Below are 14020 nucleotides of genomic sequence, written 5' to 3'. Positions count from 1 at the left end.
TTTTACATGGATACAAGTTTATTGGTACTGGGTATTGTTATTTTTCTTGCTCTGGCATTCGATTTTATTAATGGATTTCATGATACGGCGAACGCGATTGCAACTTCGGTGTCGACCCGTGCATTGACGCCGCGTCGCGCGATTATTATGGCTGCAATCATGAATTTTCTCGGGGCTATCATGTTTACAGGGGTTGCCAAGACGATTGGCGGGAGCGTTGCTAATCCTGCCAAGCTTACGAATGGGATTGATATCGTCATTGCGACGCTGATTGCTGCAATTATCTGGAATCTTCTAACCTGGTGGTTCGGTATTCCTTCATCCTCTTCCCATGCGCTCATTGGTGCGTTGGCCGGAGCGGTGTATGTAGGGGCGGGAGCGGATAAGTTAAATTGGAGCGGCTTTATCGAAATTGTGGAGGGGCTGCTTTTCTCCCCGCTGATTGCTTTTGTTGTTGGTTACATCGTGATGATGATTTTGAAATACATCTTTGCTCATCGCAGCCCGCATACGGTGAACAAAGGGTTTCGAACGATGCAGGTCATTACGGCAGCGCTTCAATCGTTTACGCATGGTACGAATGATGCTCAGAAAGCGATGGGAATTATCACATTTGCACTTGTCTCGGCAGGCTATCAGGATCATTTGGACGTACCGATGTGGGTAAAAATTTCAGCCGCTACAGCCATGGCACTGGGCACGTCCATCGGGGGCTGGAAAATCATCAAGACGATGGGAACCAAGATCTTTAAAATTGATCCCATTAATGGATTTGCAGCGGATCTATCGGGTGCGTCTGTTATCTTTACAGCCACGATGCTTCATTTGCCCGTAAGCACCACTCATGCCATTACTTCGGCGATTTTGGGTGTAGGCTCTGCGAAGCGTTTCTCGGCTGTGCGCTGGTCACTGGCTGGTCGTATTGTAATAACCTGGGTGATAACGATCCCTATTGCTGCACTGTTGGCGGGATTGATTTTCAAAATTCTTTTCTAGTTTTCATTATTATTTCACGAAAAAAAACATACACTTAGGATACACAATAAGCTTCCGTCCGCTTTTTGCGGCAGGGGCTTATTGGCATTCTGTGACCCAAAATTGCATCTTCAAGTTTACACATCCAGATAGTTCCATGAAATATTTTTTCAGAAAAAGCTGACATCAAAGTAGTCAATTTTTGATAACTCCTGTAGAATAAACAGAAAAGTTTGAACCGTTCAACTGACTGGAGGAAATTATGCAAAAATCTAGAAAACTAATAGCTCTCATGATTTGTTTGTTTTTTGTGGTTGCCCTGGCCGGTAATTTCGGTGCAGTGGCACATGCAGAAAACAAGGCAAAATATGATATCGGCACGGATACGACGTTCGCGCCTTTTGAGTTTGAAGATGTAGATGGCAAGTTTGTCGGAATCGACATGGATTTGCTGGCTGCTATTGCCAAGGATCAAAATTTTGAATATACGATTAAGCCTCTTGGCTTTAATGCGGCAGTGCAGGCCCTTGAAACAAATCAAGTGGATGGCGTCATTGCCGGGATGAGCATCACTGATGAACGGAAGCAAAAATTTGATTTTTCCGAGCCCTATTTTGATTCAGGGGTTGTCATGGCGGTCCGTAAGGATAATGATACGATTAAGCGCTATGAGGACCTGAAGGGTCAGCGTGTAGCTGTCAAAACAGGAACGCAAGGCTACACCTTTGCGGAATCCATTAAAGACAAATACGGCTTTACGATGGTACCGTTCGATGATTCTTCCCAAATGTACGATGAAGTCAAAACAGGGAATTCCGTTGCCTGCTTTGATGATTTTCCGGTATTGGCATACGGTGTGACGCAAAATAATGGTCTCAAGCTGGTGACGGATAAGGAAAAAGGCGGTTCTTACGGCTTTGCGGTCAACAAAGGCAATAATCAGGAACTGCTGGAAAAATTCAATGCCGGGCTTGTTAATCTTCGCAACAGTGGTGAATACGACAAAATCATGTCCAAATACCTGGGCGAATCCGGCAAAGGGGTGGCGCCTGTTGAGCGCGGACGCTGGGAGCTAATTTCCGCTTCGCTGCCTGCGTTGATCAAAGGGATGGGAAATACGCTGCTGTATACCCTGGTATCGTTGCTTATCGCCTTTTTGCTGGGGCTGGTGTTTGGCTTTATGAAGGTAAGTCATAACAAGGTGCTCCGTGGTATTGCGACCGTGTTCGTTGATGTATTCCGCGGTATTCCGCTGATCGTACTTGCATTCTTTATTTACTTTGGTATTCCACAGGCACTGGATTTCAAAATGCCACTTTTTGTTGCGGCTGTATTGACGTTGTCTCTAAACGCGGGTGCGTATGTGACGGAAATTATCCGCGGAGGCATCCAGTCCATTGATCCGGGACAAATGGAAGCGGCCCGTTCGCTTGGTTTGCCGTACCGGACGGCCATGCTCAAAATCATTTTGCCGCAGGCTGTAAAAATCATGATCCCGTCGTTTATCAATCAGTTGGTTATTACGTTGAAGGATACGTCCATATTGTCTGTTATCGGTCTGGTCGAATTGACCCAATCCGGTAAAATTATTATCGCGCGGACGTTCCAATCCTTTGATATTTGGCTGGTCGTTGCGATAATGTATCTTATCGTCATTACAATCCTGACCAAAATTTCCAACCGTCTTGAAGGGAGAACTCGCCGTGGGTAAAATTATCGTCAAAGATCTGAAAAAAAGTTATGGCAGTAACCAAGTGCTAAAGGGCATTGATATGCAAGTACGAGAAGGCGAGGTCGTATGCGTCATCGGCCCTTCGGGTTCGGGTAAAAGCACGTTTTTGCGTTGTATGAACATGCTTGAGGAAATTACTGCTGGTGAGGTCATCGTCGACGACTACAAGTTGGGCGATAAAAATGTGGACATTAACAAAGTCCGTGAAAATATAGGTATGGTGTTTCAACATTTCAATCTGTTCCCGCATATGACGGTGCTCAAGAACATTATGTTCGCACCGACAGAGCTGGGCAAACAAACGAAGACAGAGGCCCGGGAAACGGCGATGAAGCTGCTGGACCGTGTAGGTTTGGCTGATAAGGCTGATGCACTGCCAGGACAGCTTTCAGGCGGTCAGAAGCAGCGTGTAGCGATTGCGCGCGCACTCGCGATGAACCCGGACATTATGCTGTTTGACGAGCCTACCTCGGCGCTCGATCCAGAAATGGTCGGCGAAGTGCTCGGCGTAATGAAAGATCTGGCCCGTGAAGGCATGACGATGATGATCGTGACCCATGAGATGGGTTTTGCTCGCGAAGTAAGCGACCGTGTTGTGTTTATGGACGGTGGCTACATTGTGGAAGAAGGAACACCACAAGAGGTATTTGGTAATCCGAAAAATGAGCGGACGATTAGTTTTTTGGAGAAGGTATTGTAAGAGTGAGGCAGGGTTTGTGAATGTGGGCGGGGGTGCTCGTTGTAAAGACGCTCCGCGATCCATTTGATCTTACGATCGCTGTTGCCCCTGAATTTCTGGATTATATAAGACATGAAAAGGTTGAAATTCAGAAGCAGCTTATGCTTACGATGCGAGCTTTCCTACGGAAAGCTTTCAGGCGAACGCTTCGCTTCTTCAGATTCAAATGTACCGCTGCGCTACTACTCGCTGAACCCTCCTTTCTTTGCAAAAGCCTGCGCCACTTTTAAATGAGTGGGAGCAGAGGGAATTGGCGCAGCGCTTTGCTTGCTGCGCCGAGGGGGATATAGCGAGGTAAGCATTCGACCGCTTAGTAGCTTTTCGTGTGCATCTTTAGTGAACGTGAGTGATTTTTCTTTTATGATGTTTATTTTCATAAGTGGAAGGTTTGCTTTGAAGATAAGAACTGCTCATCACGAGGAAAAAGGATATCTTGGGACGGCTTGTTGACCCGGAGATATCCTTTTCTTATTTAGCGTGTGGCATATAGCGCTTGGAATTTGTATAATCCGGAATGGCTTATATACAATATAAAAAGTATTAAAAGACAGGTAGTGTAGACGAGGGGGACGTTCGGTGATACGTACAATGACTATAGGTCATGATCATCAGGTGACGGTGGGACAGCCGCTGGAGCAAATAGACATGGAGGATTACATATGGACATGGGTGGATTTTAGCGAGCCTACAGATCGTGAATCGGAGCTGCTGACAAGTTATTTTCATTTTCATCCGTTGGCTGTGGAGGATTGTATGCATGTCCTGCAACGTCCTAAATTGGATTATTACGAGGATGTACAGTTTCTGGTTGTGCACGCGCTTGATGCAGATACATTGGATGCGGAAGAAGTGGACTTGTTCATTAGCAGCCGTTTTTTGGTGACCTATCATCATCGTGAACAGGAGGAGATTAATCAGGCCTGGGAACGGATTGCTCAGCATGCGAATGAACGCAAAATATGGTCGCGCGGACCGCTAGCTGCGGCCTACACTGTGATCGATAAACTGGTGGATAACTATTTTCCGAGTCTGTTCATGATCGAGGATGAATTGGCCGAACTGGAGGGCTTGGGCAGTCAAGAATCGGTGGAGGAATTGATGAAGCAGGTTTTTGCCCTGCGGGCCAGACTACTTAAGCTGCGGCGTACCATTGTACCGATGCGTGATCTAATGTACCGGGTCCTGAATTCGCAGCACGTGCAGGGCAAAGGGGAGCATACGGCCTATTTTACGGATATTTATGACCACCTGTTGAAGCTGACGGACATGCTGGAGGCCGACCGCGAAATGACAGCCGACCTAAGAGACAGTTATATTTCGCTCAATTCCAACCGTATGAATTCGATCATGAAGACGTTGACCGTCATTACCACGGTGTTTATGCCCTTGACGCTCATTGTCGGCATTTATGGCATGAATTTTTCGTATATGCCCGAGTTAGGCTGGAAATACGGCTATTTTGGCATCCTATTCTTCATGTTCCTGCTCACTGTTGCAATGGTGGTCTGGTTTATGCGTCGAGGCTGGTTCAAATAAAATGGCTAACGACGTTTACGCTTGACCGGACGTCTGCGTGGAGTAGTGGCTTTTTTGCGTTGTGTTTTTTTTCGGCGGCGGCGTGAAGGTGGCTTGAATTCATCCAATTCCTCGGAAACAGGCGAAGACTTTTTGTTGCCGGATTTGCCAAATACGGGGAGCGCACCCATTATGAGCTTTGCCATTGGAGCAAATTGCTGTACGCTGCTCATGACTTTTTGTACCTTGCCAAGCGTAGCCACAATTCCGTCAATCCCACCCATACGGTCAATAAAACCTTTAATTTCATTGAGATTTTTGATATTGCCGAGACTGCCGAGACTGCCGAGCAGTCCCCCTTTGGCTGAAGCAGGGTCTGGTGTAACGACAGCGGCATCCGTAATACTCGCTGGCGCTTCATAAGGCACCACCGCGGAGGCATCGGCTTGCGGAACCTCACTGTACGGATCGAGTCCGGGATAAGGAGTTGAACTATACGGATCGGAAAGGGATCGCTGTAACGGCCTCCGATGATAGTAGTGTCCAGGCATGAGATCACATTCCTTTGCAGGTTGATACTCTACTGTATGTTACAAACGCACAGTGGGTTTAGGCGTGTGTCCCGAAATCAGGTATAAATGCGGATTTGGGCGTTCGTATAGTATGATGCCATGTCATGTAATGTTGTTCTGTAATGCGTGAAACCGTTAATGCTTGAAAAACCTACTATTTCTCAGGTACAATGAGGAGAGATTGTAACCTTGGGAGATGATAATCCATGCAGCTCAAAAAGCTTAATGATAAAAGTATTGATCAATTGTTTGAAGCCATTTTAACTCTTAAAAACTTGGAAGAATGCTATGTATTTTTCGATGATCTGTGCACGATAAATGAAATTCAGTCCCTCTCCCAACGTCTGGAGGTTGCTCGTATGCTGGGCAAAGGCAGCACGTATAACCAGATTGAAGCGGAGACGGGGGCGAGTACGGCGACGATTTCACGTGTTAAACGTTGCCTGAACTACGGCAATGACGGGTACAAAATGACGCTTGAACGTCTGGGACGCTAATGCGTAGCCCTGGGATACTGGTAATCAGCCATGGCTCCAAGGAGCCGTATTGGGTGGAACAGGTGGATCAGGCAGTCGCAAAGCTTCATTTGCCGAAGGATATACCGGTAGAGGTTTCATTTTTGGAAACGGTTAAAGGAAGATTGATTCAGGATGGTATTGACCATCTGGAAGCCTTGGATGTAACGGATTTACTGGTGATCCCTATGTTTATGTCATCAGGCAGTACACATGTAGATGAGATTAGCTATGCGCTGGGAGTCAAGGATGCGCCGGACAAAGAAACGGATTTAAAGCCTTTTCGAAGAAAGGCGCGAGTGCATTTTGGCAGCCCATTGGATGACGGAGAAGATGTTGCACACATGGTGTGGGACAAGGTTCGCCCATTGTCTGTCGATCCTGCGAAAGAGGTCATTTTACTTGTTGGACACGGTAGTGTACATAACGGCTTTCTACAGCGCTGGGAGCAGGGAATTTCTTCGTTGGCCCGTACAGTGCAAGTCGTGAGCGGTATACGAACAGACTATGCTTTGCTAAATCCCGAAAGTGTACACGACAAGGCAGCTTACTGGAATCAGGAGCGGGGTCATGATGTTATGGTAGCACCGCTTTTTTTGAGCTCAGGATATTTTACAAGCCGTGTTATTCCCAAGCGGCTAGAGGGGCTTGAGTACCGTTATTCAGGTGAGCCTCTGCTGCCACATCCCCTACTCACAACCTGGATAGACAGGCAAATTTGCGAACTAATGCAAGGCATGCAGAAGTGAACAGGCGCAAGGCCATTGGTAGTTGGGCTTAGGTAATTTGGTTCAGGTAGATTGGTTCAACTACAGCGTTATTTTGTCCTTTTATTCCCATATTTAGGTTAGTGATGGCTTCTTTTATTGTAAAAGAGGTCTTTTTCCAGTATGATGATATTTTGTATAGATCGAATGTGATGAACTGGCATGTGAATATAAATATCATTAAATATACGGGTGGCGTAACGGAATGAAAAGAGCTAGATTAATTTATAATCCGACCTCAGGGCGTGAGGAAATGAAACGTCGTCTTGCGGATGTTTTGCAGCGCCTGGATGAAGGTGGTATCGAAGCCTCATGCCATGCAACTACAGGTGAAGGGGATGCGACACGGGCTACAACAGAGGCCATTGAGCGTGGGTATGATATGATTATCGCCGCTGGTGGCGACGGCACCTTGTATGAGGTCATTAACGGAATGGCTGAAAGGGAAAACCGCCCGCCCCTGGGCGTGTTCCCTGTAGGAACGACGAATGATTTTGCCAGAGCGCTAGGCATTCCCAGGCAATGGGAGGATTACTGCGACCTGGTTATTCGCCAAAATCCGAAGCCGCTGGATATTGGAAAAGCCAATGACCGCTACTTTATCAACATTGCGGGTGGAGGGACTTTAACCGAGCTTACGTATGAAGTTCCCAGCAAGCTGAAGACGATGATTGGCCAGCTGGCCTATTATTTTAAAGGCATGGAGAAAATGGTCAGCTTGGCTCCGCAAGAGCTGATTATTAAAGCATCAGGTCAGGAAGAGATACATGACGAGTTCATGCTCTTCCTGATTGCGAATACGAATTCAGTAGGCGGGTTTGAAAAGCTTGCTCCCGGGGCGACAATAGATGATGGGCTGCTCGATGTCATCGCTGTCCGCAAATGTAATCTTGCGGAAATGATCCGGTTAGTGACGCTTGCGCTGCGGGGTGAACATTTGCAGGACAAGAAGATCATTCATTTTAAGACAGATTACATGGAGGTCACCTCACCCGGCTATGTTCAGCTTAATCTGGACGGTGAACTGGGGGGAACCTTGCCTGCAATTTTCCGAAACTTGCCGCATCACTTGAATGTATTTCGGTAAGGATTTTGCAAAATCCACAAAGCGATTGGAATCAGCGATAGATAGAACGAAATAATTTTTATTCGCCTATATATTGTACCTTGGCGCGACTGGATCGAATTTTGCGAAATCCTGCGTTAAGGAATGATGTGGAAATATTTTTGTTTCCAAATGAGAATGTTCCGGGTGAAACAATATTTACTTGAAACAGGTTGACGTTTCCAATGATAGCGAGACAAGCATACACTGCAGAGGTTGTTATGTTGTTTCGGCCTATTGGTTACGGGTTCTTGCCGTTCTCCGTGGGGAGTAACGGCATTTTCGAGTTGACGTTTCGTTAATAGTGATTGTAATTCGTTTGTACTGTTTGTATGGGATGAAGAGCTGGATATAGAAAGATGATCAGAAAGAAGGGACTTGAATCATGATGAGTAACCGCAGCGGACGTGGAAAAAGCCGCCGGAATGCAGCAGTTCCTGTTCAAGGAAAACCGCAGAAAAAGACTGTGCTGATGAACGGCGAAAGAGGGCAGGGGCAGTCTCAAGGTGGAGTTGGAAAGGAACAGCTTCGAATTGGAGTCGGGAATGGAAATGGAAATTTTAATGGAACTATAAAAGATACGGATCGGAATAGAATGGAAAAGGGAAAAGGGGCTCGCCGTACTTCCGGTGATGGACAGGGGCGGCACACGTCTAATCGTAACTGTTCCAGTGCAGAGCGTGCCGATCTGCCTGTGCAAAAAAACGATGAAGCCATAATCGACATTATCGGCATGAATCATGATGGCGAGGGAGTAGGGCGTGTCGAGGGCTTTACACTGTTTATACCAGGCGCATTGCCGGGGGAAAAGGTACGAGTCAAGGTGCTGAAAACGAAAAAGCAGTATGGCTATGCCAAGCTGTTGGAGATCGTGCAGGCCAGTCCTGACCGGATTGCGGCGCCTTGTGCCATCTATGATCAGTGCGGCGGTTGCCAAATCCAGCATATGAGCTACGAAGCGCAGCTGGGCTGGAAGCGTCAGCACGTCGTGGACGTACTGGAACGTATCGGCAAGCTGAACGTGGCTACCAGTGCTGGCGCCGAAACGGATTCGGGTACGAATGCAAACGCAAACGCGACTACCGAATCCGGTAATCAGGCAGCACAGGTATCGGCTGCCCTTGCGGGTTTAGATGACGACACCGACACAGCTGCGATCTCGTCTTTGGCAGTAAGTACGGACCCGAATGCCGCCAGCATGTCCGTAGATTTGGCGCGTGAGCAAGGCGTGGTGGTACATCCTACGCTCGGAATGAGTGAGCCTTGGCGATATCGTAATAAAGCCCAAGTGCCGATTGGTGTCACCGAGGGCGGGCTTGTCGGCGGCTTCTACGCACGTGGCAGCCACCGCATCGTCGATATGAACACTTGCCTCATTCAGGATGAGCGCAACGACGAGGTTGTGGCACGTGTCAAAGAGATTGGCCGAATGCTGGGTATCAGTGCATATAATGAAGAAACTGGGCGCGGACTGCTGCGTCATGTCGTCGTGAAGACCGCTTTTCGCACAGGTGAAATGATGCTGGTCCTCGTCACGAATGGACGAGATATTCCGCATGCTGATGCCTGGATTGGTAGTATCCGTGAGCATATCCCACACGTGGCAAGCATTTGTCAAAACGTGAATACCAAGCGGACGAACGTTATTTTTGGCGACGAAACTCGTGTGCTATGGGGCCGTGACGTGATCTATGATTATATTGGAAACGTCCAGTTTGCCATTTCCGCGAGATCCTTTTATCAGGTGAATCCGGTTCAAACAGAAGTGCTGTACAGCAAAACCGTCGAATATGCCGGACTCACGGGCAAGGAAACGGTGATCGACGCGTATTGCGGTATTGGCACGATCTCTTTGTTCCTCGCTCAGCATGCGGATCAGGTGTATGGAGTAGAGATCGTCAAAGAAGCCATCGAGGATGCGCGGAGTAATGCGTTGCTGAATAACATGCGTAATGTGAAATTCGAAGTCGGTGCGTCCGAGGACGTCATTCCGGCATGGAAACAGCAAGGCATCACCGCCGACGTCATCGTTGTCGATCCACCCCGTAAGGGTTGCGATCCCCGCCTGCTCGACACCATTCTGGAGATGAAGCCAGAGCGCGTAGTGTACGTATCCTGCAATCCAAGCACGCTGGCGCGGGATTTAAGGATTTTGGAGGATGGCGGGTATAGGACGGTGGAAGTGCAGCCCGTGGATATGTTTCCGCATACAGTTCACGTAGAATCGGTTGCATTGCTGGTGAGGGAATAATGTGATGAAGCACAAGGTTGAATGTCTATTACAGGCCCCATACTCTAATAACCCACTCATTTGAAGTGGGTTATTTTTTTGCAAGCAGTTATTGGGGAACTTTTACTAAAACCCCAACCGATTTCTCGCCTGTTTTGACAATATCATATGCAAAGTTTGAAAGACACCAGGTGACCAAGGCTCTGGATATACTCTTTTGACTTTACGCACGCACTGAGCAGTAAAGTATATTGTGGATGCTGTGGAGCCATTTTTAAACGTCGAACCTGGAACAGCAATAACCTATCCAAGAAGGTCGTATGGCAATGCAAAACGTATGTCAATGAAGGTAGGGTAGCATGTGATGCCAAATCGGTTGATGAACAAGTTTTACATGCTGCATTTGTACGAGTGTTCAACCGGATGTATGAGAACAAGGAAAGATTCATGAAGACATTGAAAGCCAATATTGTATCGGTACTTTCCAGCAGAGTAGGGCAAGAAACGTTGCTGGAGATTGAAGGACAAATGCAACAATTGAAATCCGACTTGGAGGAATTAGTGAATCTCAAGTTATCAATATCATTCAAAATCTTATATTCCGTATCCATATCTCTAAGAATGATATTCCCTTTGCCTTCACCTAAAGCGGCCTTAGTATCATGAAATGAAGGGTTTTCTGGGTTTAAAGAAAATTTTTCAGCTCCGGGAATTTTCTTACCTGGATCACTAATTTTACTATGTGCAAAGAATTCTGACTGATCAAGCTCTTCAACGTCAGCTTTAACATATGCAAAATTCCCTTTATCTCTATATTTATTAGACAATCCTGCTCTAGCTTCTGCAACTTTGTCAATGAGATACTTTTCAGTTTCAAGATCTACAGGTCTGGCAGGAACCCAGTCGTGATAGATTATTTTTTCTGTTTTAGGATCAATTGGTCTCATTTCATCAGCTACATTTTGCCTCATCCCCTCAGGAGATTTGCTAAAATTCGTTGACTTAGGAGGCTCCTTAGATTTATTAACATTTGCCCCATTATAAATCTGCGTATCATCAAATTCGTCAATCGGTTGGTTTACACCTGGCCCGCCTTTTTGGGTTGGTGCCGGTTTGGACGGGGATGATGGCTTTTTGCTACTATTCATGCGATTCATCATCTTGCTCACTCCAAGGACGGACGATAATACCAAGAAAGGGGCCATAAATTCTGCTGCTAGCCCGCCTGTGATCATGGCAATATCCACGGACATCCGATAGGCTTCTTCGTTCCCATCAGAACTGTTTTAAAAAAAACATATGTAGCAAAAACCCCCTTGAATAGTCATACATATATGATGTAAGTGAAAGGGAGTTCTTGTATAAAATTTATAGTTTCAGCTTCTAAGACTTAGTCTGTTTGTTCCATCCAATTTAGAATAACATGCAAAGCCAGTCCAATATTACCAATCTGACAGTGGGTATCAGATGTTTCATGAGGAGTAAACATTCTTGCTGAAAGTGATCGGACATTTGTTAGCGTCAAAATTTGATCTGTAAGCTGATGGATTGGCACGTAATGATCGTTTTGTCCTGCAAGCAGTAAGACATCCTGAGTTACTAAATGAGAGAAGTGATTCGCGTTGTAGGCCTTTGTGCCATTAAGGAAGTCGTAAGGGGTTTTGCTTCCGGTAACATGCATGCCTTGAGCAAGAGCCCATTCTAGCATTAAACTCTGCTTCATCAATTGAGCTAAGGTATCATTTACGGTTTGCGAATCTCCTTCATCAATCATGGTTTTAAGCTTATCCCGGAAGGAAGGAGGGATTTGATGCGTTACCGCTTCATAAAAATCCGTTAATATATTATAGGCAACTGCTTTTTTTACTCTTGGTTCATAAGCAGCTGCTCTCAAAACAAGATTGCCGCCTAAAGAGAGGCCTATAAGTGTTACATTTTCAACCTTGAAATAGTCAAGCAAACTTTTAACTGGTTTTTCCCATTCATGTGTCATTGGAATATTGTAGGTTTCCAATACACTGCCTTGTCCTGGACCTTCAAAGATAATAACATCATATCCAGCATCTCTGAATACCATAGACATTCGGAAAAGCTCTTCGATATAACTGTCGAAACCTCCAAATAAAACCAAAGTCTTTTTCGGATTTTCTGCCGAAAGACGATAAGCGGAAAGATAGCCTCTTTCATAGGGAATTAAATAGTGCTGATCTTCTGTAATACCATAAGCTTCTTTGGAGAGCTGAATAAACTGATCACGTAAATTTTGCTTGAGTGAATTTGATTGTGGAATAAAAAACTCAGCGCCTCTGAAATAAAAGGCTGCACGCAACTTTGTATCTTTTTTCAAAGACTCGTTTCCAAGTTCTATAAAACGTTTAATTAATGTTTCATAGTTGTGAGCAGTTTTGCCTACTTCCCGCATTTCTTCAAGTAAGACGTTATCATTGGTCCAGTTATAGAATACATTCATATGGAAGTTGACGCTTGCATCTGGATGCAGTTCATAGAGTCCTACCGGAAAATCATCAGGTTGCCATTTCTTTGTCATATTAAAACTCCTTTCAAATAAGTATGAATACAGCATAATATTCTTGTGTAATAGTCTTCAATCATTGACATATAGGGATTTGTTGCTTATACGACACGAATCTCATATATGATGACTATCATGTATATAGTAGACAGGAGGTATTAAAATGATTCGAAATAAGGACTTACGTATTATAAAAACACAAAAAGTAATTCGGGATGCATTTATTGATTTGCTGGATAAGAACGGATTTGAGGCTATTACCGTTCAGGAGATTGCGAATGCAGCTATGATTAATCGTTCTACCTTTTATTTACACTATGTTGACAAGTATGATTTGCTGCAAAAAACGGCGGACCAAGCGTTGGCTAATATCATAGAATTGGTAGCCCCTGAAACACATATTGTTGATGGAAAACTAGAATATAACAGTTTCAAAGAAAATATTCGTGCAATTCTTAAAGTCGTGGAAGATGATGCGGTGCTATACAAGGTACTGCTTAATGATCCGCAGATGATAGAGACTAATCAAAAGTTTCAGCAAACCCTCATTGGAAAAATGGATGGTAGCTTCCCGAATAATATCTTAATATCTCGGGATTTATTCTTGGAATGGATGACATCTTTGTATATGTCAGTGATACGATGGTGGCTGAACCAAAACATGAAATATTCATCAAACTTCATTGCTGAAGAATTCATAAAACTATTAGTGATTGGCCCTGTAAAAACGGTTGGTTTTTAGGAGTATAAAGAAATTAAAATTGTAATTGAAAGTAGGGAACATGAATACTACGCGATGATGAGAGGAAGGTAATAGGATTTAAAAAAGACACCTTGCCGCCAAGGCTACACCAGGTTCAAGCGGCATCTTATTTGACCGTTCAAGGCATGTGGAGTGCGTGGTAGTAATATATCGAGATCCGAAGCATTGAAGTACACAAGGTAATGCTTTTCATTGTTAGTGAGGAATAGTACTTCTGAGTTTTTACTTAAAAATTCTATCATACTGAAGCTCAGGCGGGAACAATGCTTGAGCTTTGTTTCATTAACGATAGATTCAATTTTTTATTTTTAAACCTTATCTTAAAGGACATCCCCACAAGCCGGATTCATCCGTCATTCAAGATATCACTTGCCAGTTGGGAACACCGCAGTGTCGTTCCAGACAACGTCATCGTGTGGTGATGTTTCAAGAGTTTGAAGGTCGGGCAATTCGAGTGGTTACCGATTTCATGTAGCTGACCAAAGAACAAATCGCGCAGATGTATAAAGATCAGTGGCAGATTGAAGTCTTCTTCCGTTGGGTCACGTAACATTTGAATATTCCAACCTTGTTT

Annotated in this window: 13 protein-coding genes and 1 pseudogene; 10 read left to right on the top strand and 4 right to left on the bottom strand. The window is 45.1% G+C overall.

The window, feature by feature from the left end:
• Positions 1–6: 6 nt before the first annotated feature.
• From KQI_RS0120395 to corA, 4 genes are all read left to right on the top strand, one after another.
• Complete coding sequence (locus tag KQI_RS0120395; protein WP_010348728.1) at positions 7–996, top strand: inorganic phosphate transporter; 990 nt, start codon at positions 7–9, stop codon at positions 994–996.
• 241 nt (positions 997–1237) lie between these two features.
• Entirely contained in the window at positions 1238–2686 is a 1449-nt protein-coding gene (locus tag KQI_RS0120390; RefSeq protein ID WP_010348727.1) for an amino acid ABC transporter substrate-binding protein/permease, read from the top strand.
• Positions 2679–3407 carry an amino acid ABC transporter ATP-binding protein gene (locus KQI_RS0120385; RefSeq protein WP_010348725.1) on the top strand — a complete coding sequence of 243 codons (729 nt, stop codon included), beginning with the start codon at positions 2679–2681 and terminating at the stop codon, positions 3405–3407. The genes KQI_RS0120390 and KQI_RS0120385 overlap by 8 nt, the downstream gene beginning before the upstream one ends.
• A gap of 615 nt (positions 3408–4022) precedes the next feature.
• On the top strand, positions 4023–4982 hold the full coding sequence (gene corA, locus KQI_RS0120375) for a magnesium/cobalt transporter CorA (protein WP_010348722.1): 960 nt from the start codon (positions 4023–4025) through the stop codon (positions 4980–4982).
• 5 nt (positions 4983–4987) lie between these two features.
• Here corA and KQI_RS0120370 read toward each other — a convergent pair whose 3' ends face one another.
• Complete coding sequence (locus KQI_RS0120370) at positions 4988–5512, bottom strand: hypothetical protein (RefSeq protein WP_010348721.1); 525 nt, start codon at positions 5510–5512, stop codon at positions 4988–4990.
• A 227-nt stretch (positions 5513–5739) separates the two neighbouring features.
• Here KQI_RS0120370 and KQI_RS0120365 point away from each other — a divergent pair, with 227 nt between their 5' ends.
• The 5 genes from KQI_RS0120365 to KQI_RS28365 all read left to right on the top strand — a co-directional run bounded on the left by KQI_RS0120365 (position 5740) and on the right by KQI_RS28365 (position 10816).
• The gene (locus tag KQI_RS0120365) at positions 5740–6030 is read left to right on the top strand and encodes a YerC/YecD family TrpR-related protein (RefSeq protein ID WP_007428885.1); all 291 of its coding nucleotides are present in this window, start codon (positions 5740–5742) and stop codon (positions 6028–6030) included.
• Positions 6030–6797, top strand: a complete 768-nt coding sequence (locus KQI_RS0120360; protein ID WP_080572171.1) for a sirohydrochlorin chelatase — start codon at positions 6030–6032, stop codon at positions 6795–6797. Before KQI_RS0120365 ends, KQI_RS0120360 begins: the two co-directional genes overlap by 1 nt.
• A gap of 223 nt (positions 6798–7020) precedes the next feature.
• Entirely contained in the window at positions 7021–7902 is an 882-nt protein-coding gene (locus tag KQI_RS0120355) for a diacylglycerol kinase (RefSeq protein ID WP_010348718.1), read from the top strand.
• Between the two features lie 403 nt (positions 7903–8305).
• Positions 8306–10171, top strand: coding sequence for a 23S rRNA (uracil(1939)-C(5))-methyltransferase RlmD (gene rlmD / locus KQI_RS0120350; RefSeq protein WP_010348717.1), 1866 nt, complete (start codon positions 8306–8308; stop codon positions 10169–10171).
• A 186-nt stretch (positions 10172–10357) separates the two neighbouring features.
• Positions 10358–10816, top strand: coding sequence for a recombinase zinc ribbon domain-containing protein (locus KQI_RS28365; protein ID WP_338390679.1), 459 nt, complete (start codon positions 10358–10360; stop codon positions 10814–10816).
• Here KQI_RS28365 and KQI_RS28360 read toward each other — a convergent pair.
• Positions 10783–11097 (bottom strand): annotated as a pseudogene (locus KQI_RS28360) (hypothetical protein); the annotation flags it as partial. The gene KQI_RS28365 and the pseudogene KQI_RS28360 overlap by 34 nt on opposite strands.
• 443 nt (positions 11098–11540) lie before the next feature.
• A complete protein-coding gene (locus KQI_RS0120340; RefSeq protein WP_010348714.1) occupies positions 11541–12698 on the bottom strand; it encodes an alpha/beta hydrolase in 1158 nt (385 codons plus the stop codon).
• Positions 12699–12846: 148 nt separating this feature from the next.
• Between KQI_RS0120340 and KQI_RS0120335 the strand changes: the two genes are divergently transcribed.
• The gene (locus tag KQI_RS0120335; protein WP_010348712.1) at positions 12847–13425 is read left to right on the top strand and encodes a TetR/AcrR family transcriptional regulator; all 579 of its coding nucleotides are present in this window, start codon (positions 12847–12849) and stop codon (positions 13423–13425) included.
• Between the two features lie 367 nt (positions 13426–13792).
• Here KQI_RS0120335 and KQI_RS28620 read toward each other — a convergent pair whose 3' ends face one another.
• Positions 13793–13999, bottom strand: a complete 207-nt coding sequence (locus tag KQI_RS28620) for a hypothetical protein (protein WP_138984824.1) — start codon at positions 13997–13999, stop codon at positions 13793–13795.
• Between the last annotated feature and the right edge of the window lie 21 nt (positions 14000–14020).

The sequence above is a fragment of the Paenibacillus peoriae KCTC 3763 genome (genome assembly GCF_000236805.1).
In the GTDB taxonomy this organism is placed as follows: Bacteria; Bacillota; Bacilli; order Paenibacillales; family Paenibacillaceae; genus Paenibacillus; species Paenibacillus peoriae.
Note: the sequence above shows the minus strand (reverse complement) of the source record. Positions and strands in the feature narration are given on the sequence as shown.